Raw genomic sequence first — 16,353 nt, forward strand, 5'->3', positions numbered from 1 at the left:
CCATTTAAAAGGGCCTGTAACGTCGGTTACAGGCCCTTTTTCTTTAGGTATCTATCGGTCGCTTATCTCGCTAAGCGGTCGAGGTTTATCAATCAGATAGCCCTGCATATAGTGCACGCCAAGCTCGGTGAGCAACGTCTGCTGTTCGGGCGTTTCCACATATTCTGCGACAACTTCCAGGTTCTGCATTTTTGCCAGTTCGCAGATTGAGCGGATTATCATCGCGTCCATCGGCTCGGTCAGAACATCACGCACGAAGCTACCATCAATCTTAATGATGTCCGCTTCGAGACGTTTTAAACGTTCATAATTGGCGTATCCAGTGCCAAAGTCGTCAATCGCTATCTGGCAGCCAAACTCACGGAGCTGATGTAAGTTATTAATGCTGATGTCAGAATTTGAGAAGGCCTGCTCTTCGGTAATTTCGATGATAATGCGCTTCACATTGATTCGATACCGACGGAACAGGGCAATAATCTCGGTCGCACTTTCCGCTTGCATCAACGTGTAGGGCATAAGATTGACGGAGAATCGCAGAGTCGGGAACGCTTTTAGCGATCTAAAGACGTTTTCCAGCACCTGCATGTCAAAACGTTTGCTCAGATTGAACTGGGTTAACAGCGGGATAAATTTATCCGGCATCACCATGCCGTTGCCATCGACCAGCCGACTGAGAATTTCATAATACCCTTCCCCCGTCGGTTTGCGGATGGGCTGCGCATACAGAACAAAACCGCCGCATTCGAGGGCGTTTTTAATACGATTAAGCAATACGACCTGTTCACTGGTCTCATCAAAGGCTTCAACCTGCCCGTTGTCATCAAGCTTGAGGATTTGACCGCCCTCTCCGGCCTGCTCCGCAAGCCAGCTCAATTGCCCAAGCGTATGATAGAGATTGTCGTCCTGCGCGCGGACAGGCCCCCAGGAGATACCGTATTCCAGATTCAACACCGTATTGTTCCAGCGAATAGCCTGCTGGCGCAAAAACGCGATTAAAAACGTAAGTCTGGCCTCGGTGTCCGGCCCATTTAAGACCAGCAGCAGTTCATTGCCAGGTAACTGGAAGATCTTTTCTTCTCGGCCCAGCACGGGCTGCAGAGCAAGCGTAATACTGCGCTTACACTGGATACGCATCATCATGCCGTAGTGGCGGCTGAGAAAATCCAGATTTTCAATGTGCAGACAGCAGATGCTGGCGCTGCGCACACTGCCCAGATACTCCTCCAGCGCGCGCAGGTTGGGCAACCCCGTCAACGGATCTAACATCGCCTGTTCTTGCCACTTTTGCTTCAAACGACGGCTGCGATGATAAATTTGCAGCATATAAAGCAAACATACGGTGAATGAAATCAGCGCAGATAAGATAAAGGAGAGCGAGTATTGGGTCTGAACGCCATGGAGGAAATTTTTGTTATACATCACCAGCACAAAAGCGCTTATCGTCCAGGAAAGAATGATAATTGGATAGGCTAATTGGCTGATGCCTAAAGAGAAAAATATAAAGACAATCGGGACAAGATACCCGGCAAAGTATTCATCACCAAAAGGCGCACACAGGAAAAAGAGCATGCCAAACAAACCTGCAAACCAGCCAATAATGAAAATCTTATTTTTCATTTCCGTGTAGCAGGTAATATTTTTACGCCAGAATGCCTTCGCATAATTTTTATTCAGGCACATCCGCAGCGGATAATAAAATAGTTTGGTGAAAATAAGCGATGAACAAATCAGCCCCTGGATATCAACAATCGCATAAATAACCGAGGTTACATTAAAATAACTGAACATTGAGGCAGGAACGATCGTGAGCTCGCCCGCAAAATACATCATAATCTTGGCTAAAATTGGCGTAGCAAAACCAAACCAAAATATACGCAACCCCATGTTATATATAGCTAATCCATGTCGCCATCGGCGTCCAAGGAGAGATCGTAATACCAGGCTTGAGAGACATACCGCCGACAACTGACAAAACAGCAGTAATAATGAGTTGGCCGGAGAAAGATGCAGTTGCCAATAGTTTGTGACGGTAAAACTAATGATCAATGGCACAATAGCATGACGCCCAAATAGCATCACAAGTGCAATCATCACTCCGAGCGGGAGCCAGGCCAGATACACAGAATGGCCATCATAAAAAGCGGTTGGAGAGAGATATCGGGAGAATGGAATAGCAACCAGTCCCATTAATAGCACTAGCAGGAATTTCTTAATCGGGTTACTCCGTCTCACAGTCATGCGTATCAGCCGATATCCTTTATCGTACTTAAATTGACTGTTCAAATATTATTGCCACTAGTTATATGAAGCAAGTCTGGTCGAACAATTCCTGATCTCTGACCGCCTTTTATAATAAAACTGCTGTATTTTTATACGATTAACAGATACAAAAAACCCCCGCCATTGGCGAGGGTTTCGAATTTTGGTGGAGCTAAGCGGGATCGAACCGCTGACCTCCTGCATGCCATGCAGGCGCTCTCCCAGCTGAGCTATAGCCCCACAGTATTTACGTTCCAAAACCTGATGGGAACAGGATTTGGTGGAGCTAAGCGGGATCGAACCGCTGACCTCCTGCATGCCATGCAGGCGCTCTCCCAGCTGAGCTATAGCCCCAACGTAAAGCTGTCGTGTTGACGGGCGGCATAATATGAATTCCCTCGCACAGTGTCAACGGCAAAATACGCTAAAGGAAACTAATCGCTGAAAAATCAGGCAAACACGTGACATTACGTGCCTGCTCGCAAACATGAGTTATCCGTGTCACGTTTTCGTGTAAAACGATGCTATAACATGCACTCGTAATTCCCACACCGCGATTCAGGAAATTGTATGCTCAAGGAACGAATGACGCCGGAGGAGATTGCCCAACTGACAGGGTATAGCCGCCAGACAATCAATAAATGGGTGCGTAAAGAGGGGTGGACGACATCGCCACGTCCCGGTGTTCAGGGCGGTAAGGCTCGGGTGGTTCACGTTAACGAGCAGGTTATGGCCTTTATCCACAGTGCCCAACGGGTATATGAAAATGCCGCGCCTTATGTCGCGCACGGCAATGACACTACCTTCCAGACGCTAATGCTGACGATGGGGGAAGAAATGACCGAAGCCGAGCAGAAACAACTCACCTCATTGCTGTTGCGGGAAGGGATCAGTGGCGTACTACAACGATTAGGGATCCGTGGTTAAGCAGCCGTTATGAAAAAATTCCCGACAAAGATGTCTACCGAAGAGCTGGCCGAGCGTCTGGGTATGACCCGACAAACGATTAATCGCTGGATCCGCGAGCAAAAATGGCACACCGAACCGATGCCCGGGATAAAAGGTGGGCGGGCGCGGCTGATCTTTATGACGCAGGATGTGCTGGACTATCTCGCTAATACACCGGCATTGCGCGAAGAATATCAATATCCGCGAATGGAAGAGCCTGTGCGCAGCTATAGTGCGAATGAGGATGACGTGGTCTGGCAACAAAATATCGATATCTTGCGCAATATGACGCCAGTGGAACAGTTGAGGTTAAATAGGCTGCTGTTAAGGATCGGACTCAGCGGGTTTTTAACGCGGCTTGGGATCAATGAAGACGAAAATGAGGCATAAAAAAAGCGGGTTTCCCCGCTTTTTTACACATAAGGCAAAATTACTGCTGGCTTTCACGCTCAGCAATAAAGCCCAGCGCTTTATTAATACGCTCAACGCTGCGTGATTTACCGATAGCATGAACGGTTACGTCCAGCGCAGGAGACTGCCCTGCCCCGGTCACCGCAACGCGCAGTGGCATACCCACTTTACCCATGCCAACTTCCAGCTCATCAGCGGTAGACTGAATGGCGTGATGCACGTTTTCCGCCGTCCATTCGGTGATCGCAGCAATTTTGTCGCGAACCACTTCCAGCGGCTGACGGGCAACAGGACGCAGGTGTTTCTTCGCCGCATCGGCATCGAATTCAGCAAAGTCTTCGTAGAAATAGCGGCAGCTCTGCGCCATCTCTTTTAAGGTTTTGCAGCGCTCGCCCAGCAGAGTCACCAGCTCAGAGAGCTGTGGCCCCACGCGAGTATCGATATTTTCCTGCTCAATATGCCATTGCAGGTGCGTTGCCACGTACTCTGGCGCCAGAGTATTAATATAGTGATGGTTCAACCACTGCAGTTTCTCAGTGTTGAAGGCGCTGGCGGATTTGCTCACCGCACCAAGAGAGAACAGCTTGATCATCTCTTCACGGCTGAAGATTTCCTGATCGCCGCTGGACCAGCCCAGACGGACCAGATAGTTCAGCAGCGCTTCCGGCAGGTAACCATCATCGCGATACTGCATGACGCTGACCGCACCATGGCGCTTAGACAGTTTTTTACCGTCATCGCCGTTGATCATCGACACGTGCGCATATACCGGCACCGGGGCATTCAACGCTTTCAGGATGTTGATCTGACGCGGCGTGTTATTGATATGGTCTTCACCACGGATAACGTGGGTAATTTCCATATCCCAGTCGTCGACAACCACACAGAAGTTATAGGTTGGGGAACCATCGGTACGGCGGATGATCAGATCGTCAAGTTCAAGGTTGCTGAATTCGATTGGCCCACGGATCTGGTCGTCAAAAATAACGGAGCCGTCCTGCGGGTTAGCGAAACGCACAACGCACGGTTCATCATCAGCATGATGCTCGTGACCATGGCGGCAGCGACCGTCGTAACGTGGTTTTTCACCCTTCGCCATTTGCTCTTCACGCAAAGCGTCAAGACGTTCTTTAGAGCAGTAGCATTTGTAAGCCGTGCCTGCGACCAGCATCTCATCAATAACCGCGTTGTAGCGATCAAAACGTTTGGTCTGATAGTACGGGCCTTCATCCCACTCAAGATTCAGCCAATTCATCCCATCCATAATGGCTTCAATGGCTTCTGGGGTTGAGCGCTCGAGATCGGTGTCTTCAATACGCAGCACAAACTCACCGTCGTTGTGACGTGCAAAAAGCCAGGAGTAAAGAGCAGTACGAGCACCGCCGACGTGCAGATAGCCTGTTGGGCTAGGCGCGAAGCGAGTTTTGATTTTCATGAAATGGCCTTACGTTTATAAAGATGCCGACAGCCGGCAAACACGAGTAATAATAGTGGGCAATATTCTATCACTCCCATTCCGTTGTTCCCACCGCCAGCGCATGCTTTGCTGATTTTGCTTATAATTCATACATAATAGAGCGTTTAACGTGCGCATTGATTATTTTTACGACGAACGAACAATTTCTTTAGAAAATGCGTTGACTCATTTTCAACTCTCCCTATAATGCGACTCCACACAGCGGGGGTGATTAGCTCAGCTGGGAGAGCACCTCCCTTACAAGGAGGGGGTCGGCGGTTCGATCCCGTCATCACCCACCAACTACTTTATGTAGTCTCCGCCGTGTAGAACAGAAAATTGAGAAGTGGGTGATTAGCTCAGCTGGGAGAGCACCTCCCTTACAAGGAGGGGGTCGGCGGTTCGATCCCGTCATCACCCACCACTTTCTCGCCAGCTGGATTTTCTGTCAAAATGTGAAGTACCGAAGTGGGTGATTAGCTCAGCTGGGAGAGCACCTCCCTTACAAGGAGGGGGTCGGCGGTTCGATCCCGTCATCACCCACCACTTCGGGGCGTTAGCTCAGTTGGTAGAGCAGTTGACTTTTAATCAATTGGTCGCAGGTTCGAATCCTGCACGCCCCACCAATGTAAAAAAGCGCCCTAAAGGCGCTTTTTTGCTATCTGCGATTTGTAAGATTCGAACCTGCCGCAGGTTCGGGCCGAACGAAGTGAGACAACGGAGCCGTTTACGGCGACGGCCCGAAGGGCGAGCGAAGCGAGTCATCCTGCACGCCCCACCAATGTAAAAAAGCGCCCTAAAGGCGCTTTTTTGCTATCTGCGATTCAGTGCATACCTTTCTTTTGCCGGATGGCGGCGTAAACGCCTTATCCAGCGTAGCCCGGCCAAGCGAAGCGCCGCCGGGAAAAGCTCAAGTCTCTCCCCTTTTGGCCGATACTCCTTATATTTCCCTTTATAAGGCGTGCATCATGACCACCATTACTGCCCCATCGATTGCCTCACTGAAAACCACCACCAGCACCGCCACTCCGAGCGGTAACGACACGGCATCCCAGATAGCCCGCATCACACAACAAATCGTCAAACTCACCCAGGAGCTCAAAGAAATCGCTGATAGCAGCGGCAGCGCCGAAGAAAAACAAAAACGCGCCGAGATGATCCAGCAGCAAATTACCATGCTGGAAGCGCAGTTGGCGCAATTGCAGCATGAACAGGCCGAAAAAGCCCAGCAGCAACAGGAAGCATCCGCGGTTACCGGCGTTAATCATCCCAGCGACGCCCACCAGATTGACGTTTATATCTGATACAACGGATCCTGCAAACGCGCATCCATCAGGCACTGCCCCTGTTCACGCACGACATCCCACAGCGCCTCGGCCGCCGTTGAGAGCGATCGTTTTTTACGCCGGGCCAGCATCAATTGACGATCGACGCCCGGCGACAGCCGTTTCACCACCAGCGGACTTCCCTCCGGCAGCGGCAGCGCCAGTGCCGGAATAATGCTGATACCAATCCCTGCGGTCACCATCGGAAACAGCGTCGCCGGATGACCAATTTCCTGCACGATATTCGCGTCAATATCATGCAGACGCAGCGCGGCATCAATCAACATCCGGCTGCCGGAGGCATAATCCTGAAGCACCAGACTCGCCCCCTGTAGCGCCTGCCACTCTACGCTCGGCAAGGCCGCGAAAGGATGGTCATTCCGACAAAGTAAAAAAAACGGTTCCGACAATACCGTCTCACACTGCAAATCCCCCACGACGCCCGGATCAATCACAATGCCAAAATCCACATCGCCTTGCCGGATGCTCTCCAGCACCCACTGTTGCGGGCGGTCATGAAGCACGAAGCGAATATCCGGGTAGCGCCGATTACTTTGCGCAATACATTGAGGGATCAGATGCGCCGAGATGGTCTGGCTTGCCGCAACCCGCACCGTACCGCTAAGCTGTTGGCCTATTCGCCCGGCCTCACGCAATGTGCCGTGAAGCTCATCAAGCTGACGTTCCAGCCTCAACGCCAGCTGCTTACCCGCCTCCGTCAGCACCACTTCTCGGGTCGTACGATCTAAAAGCCGCACACCGGTTTGGTTCTCCAGCTCCTTCACGCTATGGCTGACTGCCGACTGGCTCAGGCCGATGATCTCTCCAGCCCGACTAAAACTTTTCGCCTGCGCCACCGTGACGAATACCTTTAACTGCCGTAACGAATAATTCATCTGTTTTATTCATGAATGGATGCAATAAATCAATTTTATTTCTCAAAAATAAAAAAGCAAAATGTCTGCATCGATCTTCAGGAGTTTTTATGAAACTTTTCCGTATTCTGGATCCCTTCACGCTAACGCTTATCGCCGTCGTTCTGCTTGCCACCTTCTTTCCGGCGCGCGGCGACTTTGTCCCCTTTTTCGAAAACCTGACCACCGCCGCCATTGCGCTGCTGTTCTTTATGCACGGCGCTAAGCTGTCACGGGAGTCGATTATTGCTGGCGGAAGCCACTGGCGACTGCATTTATGGGTGATGTGTAGCACCTTCGTGGTCTTCCCGGTGCTGGGCGTGCTGTTTGCCTGGTGGGCTCCGATTAACGTCGACCCGCAGCTGTACGCCGGTTTCCTGTATCTGTGTATTCTGCCCGCCACCGTTCAGTCGGCCATTGCCTTTACCTCGCTTGCCGGCGGCAACGTCGCGGCAGCCGTGTGTTCCGCTTCCGCTTCCAGCCTGCTGGGGATCTTCCTCTCGCCGCTGCTGGTCGGACTGGTAATGAACGTACACGGCGCAGGCGGTAGCCTTGAGCAGGTGGGTAAAATCATGCTGCAGCTGCTGCTCCCGTTTGTGCTGGGCCACCTCTCACGTCCGTGGACGGCGGCGTTTGTGACCAAACACAAAAAGTGGATTGCAAAAACCGACCAGACATCGATTCTGCTGGTCGTCTATTCAGCCTTTAGTGAGGCGGTGGTCAACGGGATCTGGCACAAGGTGGGCGTCGGTTCACTGCTGTTTATCGTGGTGGTCAGCATCGTGCTGCTGGCGCTGGTTATTGTGATAAATACCGTGGTCGCGCGTCGGCTGGGCTTTGATAAAGCGGATGAGATTACCATTGTGTTCTGCGGCTCGAAAAAGAGTCTGGCCAACGGTATTCCGATGGCCAATATTCTTTTCCCGACATCCGTGCTGGGAATGATGGTGCTGCCACTGATGATCTTCCATCAGATTCAGCTGATGACCTGTGCGGTGCTGGCGCGTCGCTACAAAGCGCAGACAGAGAAATTGCAGGCCGAAGAAGCGGCCCGCATCGGCAGCTAGCGCTTCAGGGGCTGAACCAGTTGGCTTAGCCCCTCGGTTTTAATCAGTAGCGTCAGCTGCATTAACTCGCCAAGATGCCCGGCAGGAAACTCGTCCTTACGGGCAAACCACAGCAGATATTCTTCAGGCACATCAATCAGTCTGCGCCCCTTATATTTGCCGAACGGCATTTCAGTGTTAGCTATCTCAATAAGCTGCTCTTTATCCACCTCAGGCTCCTAACAGACGCAGCATTTCAGCTTCGTCGATCACCTCAATGCCCAGTTCCTGCGCTTTAGCAAGCTTAGAGCCCGCCGCTTCCCCGGCAATCACCAGATCGGTCTTTTTCGACACGCTGCCCGCCACTTTTGCGCCAAGCTCAATCAGACGCGCTTTAGCATCATCGCGGGACATCTGGCTTAAGCTGCCGGTCAGCACCACGGTTTTGCCGGCGAAGGGACTGTCGATCTCTTCAGCATTAATCACTACCGGTGCAGGCCAGTTCACGCCCTGTTTGAGTAGCTGCTGGATAACCTCACGGTTACTCTCTTCTGCAAAGAAGTTAAACACGTGATTAGCCACCACAACGCCGACGTCCGGGACTTTCTGAAGCTCTTCAACCGTTGCGGCTTCCAGTGCTTCAAGCGTCCCGAAAAAGGCAGCCAGCCCGGCCGCGGTCGCTTCCCCCACTTCACGGATGCCTAATGCATACAGGAAACGGGCAAAGGTTGTCTGTTTGGCTTTCTCCAGCGCGCTCACCACATTCTGCGCGGATTTCGGCCCCATGCGATCGAGCCCGGTCAGTTTTCCTGCCGTCAGGCTAAAGAGGTCGGCCGGCGTATGAACGTACTCTTTCTCCACCAACTGGTCGATAATTTTGTCGCCCATCCCGTCGACGTCAAGCGCACGGCGAGAGACGAAATGCTTGAGCGCTTCTTTACGCTGCGCACCACAGATTAAGCCACCGGTACAGCGGGCTACGGCTTCGCCTTCAACACGTTCAACGTCAGAGTTGCACACCGGGCAATGGGTCGGGAAAACGATCTCCTGCGTTTCGGCAGGACGCTCCGAAAGCACCACGTTGACGACCTGTGGGATAACATCACCGGCACGGCGGATAACCACTTTATCGCCAATGCGCAGCCCCAGACGGTCAATCTCATCGGCATTGTGCAACGTCGCGTTACTCACCAGCACGCCAGCGACCTGAACCGGCTCCAGACGCGCCACCGGCGTAATCGCGCCGGTGCGCCCTACCTGGAACTCGACGTCGCGCACGAAGGTCATTTGCTCCTGTGCCGGGAATTTGAATGCCACCGCCCAACGGGGAGCACGAGCCACAAAACCAAGCTGTTCTTGTAATGCCAATGAATTGACCTTGATGACCACACCATCAATATCAAAGCCTAACGTCGGGCGGTCTTCTTCCACCTGGCGATAGTAAGCAAGCACTTCCTCAGGTGAGTCGCATAGCTTCACGCGATTGCTGACCGGCAGTCCCCACGCTTTAAACTGCAGCAAACGGCCCAGATGGGTGTCCGGCAGTTCCCCTCCTTCCAGTACGCCCACGCCGTAACAGAAGAAAGTAAGCGGTCGCTTCGCGGTAATACGTGGGTCCAGCTGGCGCAATGAACCGGCAGCAGCATTACGCGGGTTAGCAAACACTTTGTTGCCGGTGCGACGGGCTTCGTCATTGATTTTTTCAAAGCCAGCCTGCGGCATAAAGACTTCACCACGTACTTCCAGACGCGCCGGAATATTTTCCCCATGCAGTTTCAATGGGATAGCACGAATGGTACGCACATTGGAGGTGATATCTTCACCGGTAGTCCCGTCGCCGCGCGTTGCCGCACTCACCAGAACACCGTTTTCATACAGAATACTGACCGCCAGGCCATCGAGCTTGAGTTCGCAGCACCAGGTCAGTTTGTCTGCACTTTTTAGGCGATCCTGCACGCGCTTGTTGAAAGCAAGGAAGCTCTCTTCATCAAACACGTTATCCAGCGACAACATAGGAACTTCATGGCGAATCTGACTAAATGCGCCCAGCGGCTGCGCGCCGACGCGCTGAGTGGGGGAATCGGGAGTGATAAGCTCAGGATGCTGTGCTTCCAGCTCACGCAGTTCGCGCATCAGGCGATCGTATTCGGCGTCCGGCAGTTCGGGAGTGTCCAGGACGTGATAGAGGTATTCATGATGGCGAAGCGTCGTTCGCAGTTCGGTCAGTTGTTGTTCTATTGGTTGCATATCACACCATCAATATAAAAAACCCCCGACAGGCGGGGGTTCAGGAAGGATTGGATAGTCGCGAAGCTATCAGGCGTTAGCGTCGATCACTTCACGGATACGATCCTGATACTCACGCATTTTTTGCGGAGTCATCATGCGGCGCTGATCGTCAAGCACCACACCGCCCACTTCATCAGCGATGTACTGCGCTGACTGAAGCATCAGCTTGAAGTTTTGCAGTTCATCACCGTAAGCAGGAACCTGCATAAACATCGTAACGCCAGGCGTTTGCATCTCGCCCATGTTATCCGGGTCAAAAGTCCCTGGCTTCAGCATGTTGGCAAGGCTAAACAGCGCAGGGCCGCTACCGTCAGGGCTGAGATGGCGATGGAAGATATTCATGTCGCCAAATTTAAAGCCAGCCTGCTGAATACTGTTAAGAAGGACTTCGCCGTTAATGAACGAGCCCTGGTGCGCAGAAACGTTCATCACGATAACCGTCTCTTTACGCTCACGTGCGACCGGCGCAGGTTCTGGCGCTGGTGCTGGCGGTTCAGGCTGCGGTTGCTGCACGGGTTGCTGGGAAGCAACGGGCGCTTCTACAGGCTGAACAGGCTGTGGCGCAACCGGCTGAGGTGCCAAAGGCTGCTGCTGCACAGGCTGCGGCTCAACCACCTGCGGACGTACTGGCTGCTGTACGTGCTGTGGCGCAGGCGTAGGCTGTACCGGTGGCTGCTGCACCGGCGCATGCTGTACGGGCTGTTGCACAGGCGGCGGCTGTACCGGCTCTTGCGGACGCACAGGCGCTGGCGCCTGACGCTCGTAAGGCGGCTGGTACTGGTGTTGAGGCGACTGGCGAGGGGCTTCATGCTCCCCGGTAACCCCAGGGGCGTGATTGACCTTGTGGACACGAACTTCACCCACGCCTTCAACATTGTCATCAAAGTCGTCTTCCGACACATCATCGGCTTCACGAGACTTCATACGCTTTATTGGACGATCGCGGAACATCGATGAACGTTCTTTACGGCTCGTCCAGAAACCATGAACCAGTAAAGCGAGTATGGCGATCGCGCCAACAATGATTAATATCAGACGCAAATCCTGCATCATTATATTCTCTGTTGTTCTAACACCTTGCCACCACGGCAAACATTTACTCACTAAGAGTATTTGCCCATCACGTCAAGTGCAAGTGCACTTAAGGGTTTCACCGCATAAAGATGGACTAAATCGTGTTTTTTGCTGTTTTTTCGAACATTTCTTAACTGGTCATTGTCCAACAACCCGATAATATAGAGTTGTCTTTTCAATGTAGTCAGACAAAGGAGCATTACCTGACCATGGTTTCATCGTCCACCCCTTCCGCGCGTAGCGGCGTTTACTACTTTTCTCAGGGCTGGAAACTGATCGGCTTGCCGGGTATCCGGCGTTTCGTCATTTTACCGTTGTTAGTCAATATCGTCCTGATGGGTGGCGCTTTCTGGTGGCTGTTCAGCAAGCTGGGCAGCTGGATCCCCTCGTTAATGAGCCGTATTCCCGACTGGCTACAGTGGCTGAGCTATCTGCTCTGGCCGTTGATTGTGCTGTCTATTCTATTGGTCTTTGGCTACTTCTTTTCTACCATTGCCAACTGGATTGCCGCCCCGTTTAACGGTCTGCTTGCCGAACAGCTAGAAGCACGACTAACCGGCGCGACCCCACCGGATACCGGTGTGATTGGCATCATGAAAGACCTGCCGCGTATTATGAAGCGCGAATGGCAAAAGCTCGCCTGGTATCTGCCGCGCGCCATCGTCCTTCTGCTGCTGTACTTTATTCCGGGTATCGGCCAGACCGTTGCACCGGTATTGTGGTTCTTGTTCAGCGCCTGGATGCTGGCCATTCAGTACTGTGACTATCCGTTTGATAACCACAAAGTCCCGTTCAAAACCATGCGTGATGCGCTGAGAACGCGTAAGGTCAACAACATGCAGTTTGGTTCGCTGGTCAGCTTGTTTACGCTTATTCCGGTACTCAACCTGGTTATTATTCCGGTCGCCATCTGCGGCGCCACCGCCATGTGGGTTGACTGTTATCGCGATAAGCATGCGATGTGGAAATAACCTCATTCCCGCATAATGCTTGGCTGACGTTGTAGGTCGGATAAGCGCTGCGCCATCCGACATAACCCCCCGCAAGTTGCCGGATGAGGCGTTACGCCGCCATCCGGCCTACCGTTTCCCTTATGCCCTGCCTTATTCCATCCGGCTTGCCATTATTTCCCTTCAGTATATAGATATGCTAAATCCTTACTTCCGCAGAATCTTTAAGCAGGTATGCTGGTTCAGTACCCCAAATTTCATACAGTTAAGGACAGGCCATGAGTAAGATTTTTGAAGATAACTCCCTGACTATCGGTCATACGCCGCTGGTACGACTGAACCGCATCGGTAACGGGCGCATCCTGGCGAAGGTTGAATCACGTAACCCAAGCTTTAGCGTCAAATGCCGTATCGGTGCCAATATGATTTGGGATGCCGAAAAACGTGGCGTGCTGAAGGCTGGCGTTGAACTGGTTGAGCCTACCAGCGGTAACACCGGTATCGCTCTGGCCTATGTCGCCGCTGCACGCGGTTACAAACTGACGCTGACCATGCCAGAAACCATGAGTATCGAACGCCGCAAGCTGCTGAAAGCGCTGGGCGCGAACCTGGTACTGACCGAAGGCGCGAAAGGCATGAAAGGTGCCATTCAGAAAGCCGAAGAAATTGTGGCCAGCAATCCAGAAAAATTCCTGCTGCTGCAGCAGTTCAGCAACCCGGCTAACCCGGAAATCCACGAAAAAACCACTGGCCCTGAGATCTGGGAAGATACCGATGGCCAGGTTGACGTATTCATTGCTGGCGTGGGCACCGGCGGTACGCTGACCGGCGTGACGCGCTACATTAAAGGCACAAAAGGCAAAACCGATCTGATCGCCGTTGCCGTTGAGCCTACCGACTCACCGGTTATCGCTCAGGCGCTGGCGGGTGAAGAGTTAAAACCTGGCCCGCACAAGATCCAGGGGATCGGCGCCGGTTTCATCCCGGGTAACCTCGATCTGAAATTGATTGATAAAGTGGTTGCCATCACCAATGAAGAAGCCATTTCTACCGCACGCCGTCTGATGGAAGAAGAAGGCATTCTTGCCGGTATTTCTTCCGGTGCCGCCGTTGCCGCTGCGCTCAAACTTCAGGAAGATGAAACCTTTACCAATAAGAATATTGTGGTTATCCTACCTTCTTCAGGTGAGCGCTATTTGAGCACCGCATTGTTCGCAGATCTCTTCACAGAGAAAGAACTGCAACAGTAGTGCCAGCACGTTAAATTCGTGTAAAAAAGCACCCATCTGGGTGCTTTTTTGTGGCGTGCATCAAAGTTTTACCCCCTCTGGCATTGCTTCACTTCCGTAGGTCTGGTATTTAACCATCATATTTATTTTGAGCCGCGAAATTATTCTTAACAGATTTTCCAGTAGCTGAATCGATTTTATGATTTGGTTCAAATCCTGCTTTCACGGCATAATGTTTAATGGTAAGCGAAACGTCAAAGGCCAGAAGCGGCTGCGTTGAGAGTTCATCTCCAGCGACAGCGGTGATTTAGTAGACGTCGCTTAATGAGTAATACAGGCTAAAGTGTAGCCACCAGGCTAGACTTTAGTTCCACAACACAAAACCTATAAGTTGGGGAAATACAATGTTCCAGCAAGAAGTTACCATTACCGCTCCGAACGGTCTTCATACCCGCCCTGCTGCTCAGTTCGTTAAAGAAGCTAAAGGCTTCACTTCCGAGATCACTGTGACCTCCAACGGCAAAAGCGCTAGCGCGAAAAGCCTGTTCAAACTGCAAACTCTGGGCCTGACCCAGGGCACCGTAGTCACCCTGTCCGCAGAAGGTGAAGACGAGCAGAAAGCAGTTGAACATCTGGTTAAACTGATGGCTGAACTCGAGTAAGTTCAACGAGTTTTTTTCAATATCAGTCACAAGTAAGGTAGGGTTATGATTTCAGGCATTTTAGCATCCCCGGGTATCGCTTTCGGCAAAGCATTGCTGCTGAAAGAAGATGAGATTGTCATCGACCGGAAGAAAATTTCTGCCGATAAGGTTGAGCAGGAAGTTGAGCGTTTTCTGAGCGGCCGTGCTAAGGCATCCGCTCAGCTTGAAGCTATCAAAACTAAAGCTGGCGAAACTTTTGGTGAAGAAAAAGAAGCCATCTTCGAAGGGCACATCATGCTGCTTGAAGATGAGGAGCTGGAGCAGGAAATCATAGCCCTGATTAAAGATAAAGGCATGACGGCCGACGCGGCTGCACATGAAGTTATCGAAGGTCAGGCAACTGCCCTGGAAGAACTGGATGATGAATACCTGAAAGAGCGTGCGGCTGACGTACGTGACATCGGTAAGCGCCTGCTGCGCAACATCCTGGGTCTGGCGATCATCGACCTTAGCGCTATTCAGGATGAAGTTATCCTGGTTGCTGCTGACCTGACGCCGTCTGAAACTGCACAGCTGAACCTGGACAAGGTGCTGGGCTTTATCACAGATGCGGGTGGCCGTACTTCCCACACCTCTATCATGGCGCGCTCCCTCGAGCTGCCAGCGATCGTGGGCACCGGTAGCGTCACTGCACAAGTGAAGAATGGCGACTATCTGATTCTGGATGCCGTAAACAACCTGGTTTACGTCAACCCAAATAACGAAAAAATCGAAGAGCTGCGTGCTGTTCAAGAGCAGGTTGCGACCGAGAAAGCAGAACTTGCGAAACTCAAAGATCTGCCGGCAATCACCCTTGATGGCCACCAGGTTGAAGTTTGCGCAAACATCGGTACCGTGCGTGATATCGACGGTGCCGAGCGTAACGGCGCGGAAGGCGTTGGCCTGTACCGTACCGAATTCCTGTTCATGGACCGCGATGCGCTGCCAACTGAAGAAGAACAGTTTGCTGCCTATAAAGCCGTTGCTGAAGCCTGTGGCTCTCAGGCGGTCATCGTCCGTACCATGGACATCGGTGGCGATAAAGAGCTGCCGTACATGAACTTCCCGAAAGAAGAGAACCCGTTCCTGGGCTGGCGTGCCGTGCGTATCGCTATGGATCGTAAAGAGATCCTGCGTGACCAGGTTCGCGCTATCCTGCGTGCCTCTGCTTTCGGTAAACTTCGCATCATGTTCCCGATGATCATCTCTGTTGAAGAAGTGCGTGCACTGAAAAAAGAGATCGAAATCTACAAGCAGGAACTGCGTGACGAAGGTAAAGCATTTGACGAAACCATCGAAGTCGGCGTGATGGTGGAAACACCGGCCGCGGCAACGATTGCTCGTCACTTGGCCAAAGAAGTTGATTTCTTTAGTATCGGTACCAATGATTTAACGCAGTATACTCTGGCAGTTGACCGTGGTAATGATATGATCTCGCATCTTTACCAACCCATGTCACCATCCGTTCTGACGCTGATCAAGCAAGTTATTGATGCTTCTCATGCTGAAGGTAAATGGACTGGCATGTGTGGTGAGCTTGCAGGCGACGAACGTGCTACACTTCTGTTGCTGGGGATGGGTCTGGACGAATTCTCTATGAGCGCCATTTCTATCCCGCGCATTAAGAAGATTATTCGTAACACGAACTTCGAAGATGCGAAGGTATTAGCAGAGCAAGCTCTTGCTCAACCAACAACGGACGAGTTATTAGCGCTAGTTAACAAGTTCATTGAAGAAAAAACAATCTGCTAATCCACGAGATGCGGCCC

Annotated in this window: 14 protein-coding genes, 6 tRNA genes and 1 other RNA gene; 13 read left to right on the forward strand and 8 right to left on the reverse strand. The window is 51.9% G+C overall.

What is annotated here, in order from left to right:
• Positions 1–51: 51 nt before the first annotated feature.
• The 3 genes from ACIPDS_RS18515 to ACIPDS_RS18525 form a co-directional block, all read right to left on the reverse strand.
• Entirely contained in the window at positions 52–2,238 is a 2,187-nt protein-coding gene (locus ACIPDS_RS18515; protein ID WP_400738929.1) for an EAL domain-containing protein, read from the reverse strand.
• A 185-nt stretch (positions 2,239–2,423) separates the two neighbouring features.
• Positions 2,424–2,499 (reverse strand) — tRNA-Ala (locus tag ACIPDS_RS18520).
• A 38-nt stretch (positions 2,500–2,537) separates the two neighbouring features.
• Positions 2,538–2,613: transfer RNA gene (locus tag ACIPDS_RS18525), tRNA-Ala, on the reverse strand.
• A gap of 216 nt (positions 2,614–2,829) precedes the next feature.
• On the opposite strand from ACIPDS_RS18525, the gene ACIPDS_RS18530 reads away from it, so the two are divergent.
• On the forward strand, positions 2,830–3,186 hold the full coding sequence (locus tag ACIPDS_RS18530; protein ID WP_166516066.1) for a YfeC-like transcriptional regulator: 357 nt from the start codon (positions 2,830–2,832) through the stop codon (positions 3,184–3,186).
• A gap of 9 nt (positions 3,187–3,195) precedes the next feature.
• On the forward strand, positions 3,196–3,597 hold the full coding sequence (locus ACIPDS_RS18535) for a YfeC-like transcriptional regulator (protein WP_166516065.1): 402 nt from the start codon (positions 3,196–3,198) through the stop codon (positions 3,595–3,597).
• Between the two features lie 40 nt (positions 3,598–3,637).
• Here the strand turns inward: ACIPDS_RS18535 and gltX are convergent, their stop codons facing one another.
• Positions 3,638–5,053 carry a glutamate--tRNA ligase gene (gene gltX, locus ACIPDS_RS18540; protein ID WP_400738933.1) on the reverse strand — a complete coding sequence of 472 codons (1,416 nt, stop codon included), beginning with the start codon at positions 5,051–5,053 and terminating at the stop codon, positions 3,638–3,640.
• A gap of 247 nt (positions 5,054–5,300) precedes the next feature.
• Between gltX and ACIPDS_RS18545 the strand changes: the two genes are divergently transcribed.
• The 6 genes from ACIPDS_RS18545 (at position 5,301) to ACIPDS_RS18570 (ending at position 6,378) form a co-directional block, all read left to right on the forward strand.
• Positions 5,301–5,376: transfer RNA gene (locus tag ACIPDS_RS18545), tRNA-Val, on the forward strand.
• Between the two features lie 46 nt (positions 5,377–5,422).
• Positions 5,423–5,498 (forward strand) — tRNA-Val (locus ACIPDS_RS18550).
• A 46-nt stretch (positions 5,499–5,544) separates the two neighbouring features.
• Positions 5,545–5,620 (forward strand) — tRNA-Val (locus ACIPDS_RS18555).
• Positions 5,621–5,624: 4 nt separating this feature from the next.
• Positions 5,625–5,700, forward strand: a tRNA-Lys gene (locus tag ACIPDS_RS18560).
• Positions 5,701–5,729: 29 nt separating this feature from the next.
• Positions 5,730–5,855: non-coding RNA, RtT sRNA (locus ACIPDS_RS18565), on the forward strand.
• Positions 5,856–6,042: 187 nt separating this feature from the next.
• A complete protein-coding gene (locus tag ACIPDS_RS18570; RefSeq protein ID WP_400738936.1) occupies positions 6,043–6,378 on the forward strand; it encodes a FlxA-like family protein in 336 nt (111 codons plus the stop codon).
• On the opposite strand, the gene ACIPDS_RS18575 is transcribed toward ACIPDS_RS18570, so the two are convergent.
• Positions 6,369–7,295, reverse strand: a complete 927-nt coding sequence (locus ACIPDS_RS18575) for a LysR family transcriptional regulator (protein ID WP_400738939.1) — start codon at positions 7,293–7,295, stop codon at positions 6,369–6,371. The two genes, ACIPDS_RS18570 and ACIPDS_RS18575, sit on opposite strands and share 10 nt — an antisense overlap.
• A gap of 89 nt (positions 7,296–7,384) precedes the next feature.
• On the opposite strand from ACIPDS_RS18575, the gene ACIPDS_RS18580 reads away from it, so the two are divergent.
• A complete protein-coding gene (locus ACIPDS_RS18580; protein ID WP_166516062.1) occupies positions 7,385–8,380 on the forward strand; it encodes a bile acid:sodium symporter family protein in 996 nt (331 codons plus the stop codon).
• On the opposite strand, the gene ACIPDS_RS18585 is transcribed toward ACIPDS_RS18580, so the two are convergent.
• The 3 genes from ACIPDS_RS18585 to zipA form a co-directional block, all read right to left on the reverse strand.
• Complete coding sequence (locus ACIPDS_RS18585) at positions 8,377–8,589, reverse strand: DUF3820 family protein (RefSeq protein ID WP_052282371.1); 213 nt, start codon at positions 8,587–8,589, stop codon at positions 8,377–8,379. The genes ACIPDS_RS18580 and ACIPDS_RS18585 overlap by 4 nt on opposite strands.
• A 1-nt stretch (position 8,590) precedes the next feature.
• Positions 8,591–10,606 carry an NAD-dependent DNA ligase LigA gene (gene ligA / locus ACIPDS_RS18590; RefSeq protein WP_400738944.1) on the reverse strand — a complete coding sequence of 672 codons (2,016 nt, stop codon included), beginning with the start codon at positions 10,604–10,606 and terminating at the stop codon, positions 8,591–8,593.
• A gap of 69 nt (positions 10,607–10,675) precedes the next feature.
• Positions 10,676–11,701 carry a cell division protein ZipA gene (gene zipA, locus ACIPDS_RS18595; protein ID WP_400738947.1) on the reverse strand — a complete coding sequence of 342 codons (1,026 nt, stop codon included), beginning with the start codon at positions 11,699–11,701 and terminating at the stop codon, positions 10,676–10,678.
• Positions 11,702–11,931: 230 nt separating this feature from the next.
• Here zipA and cysZ point away from each other — a divergent pair, with 230 nt between their 5' ends.
• The 4 genes from cysZ to ptsI all read left to right on the forward strand — a co-directional run bounded on the left by cysZ (position 11,932) and on the right by ptsI (position 16,336).
• Positions 11,932–12,693: a sulfate transporter CysZ gene (cysZ, locus tag ACIPDS_RS18600; protein WP_166516059.1), complete on the forward strand. Its 762-nt coding sequence runs from the start codon at positions 11,932–11,934 to the stop codon at positions 12,691–12,693.
• A 257-nt stretch (positions 12,694–12,950) separates the two neighbouring features.
• The gene (gene cysK, locus ACIPDS_RS18605; protein ID WP_166516058.1) at positions 12,951–13,922 is read left to right on the forward strand and encodes a cysteine synthase A; all 972 of its coding nucleotides are present in this window, start codon (positions 12,951–12,953) and stop codon (positions 13,920–13,922) included.
• Positions 13,923–14,305: 383 nt separating this feature from the next.
• On the forward strand, positions 14,306–14,563 hold the full coding sequence (gene ptsH / locus ACIPDS_RS18610) for a phosphocarrier protein Hpr (protein WP_002913505.1): 258 nt from the start codon (positions 14,306–14,308) through the stop codon (positions 14,561–14,563).
• Between the two features lie 45 nt (positions 14,564–14,608).
• Positions 14,609–16,336: a phosphoenolpyruvate-protein phosphotransferase PtsI gene (gene ptsI / locus ACIPDS_RS18615; RefSeq protein WP_166516057.1), complete on the forward strand. Its 1,728-nt coding sequence runs from the start codon at positions 14,609–14,611 to the stop codon at positions 16,334–16,336.
• The last annotated feature ends 17 nt before the right edge of the window (positions 16,337–16,353 follow it).

It is taken from the genome of Kluyvera sp. NPDC087067, from assembly GCF_044745165.1.
In the GTDB taxonomy this organism is placed as follows: domain Bacteria; phylum Pseudomonadota; class Gammaproteobacteria; order Enterobacterales; family Enterobacteriaceae; genus Kluyvera.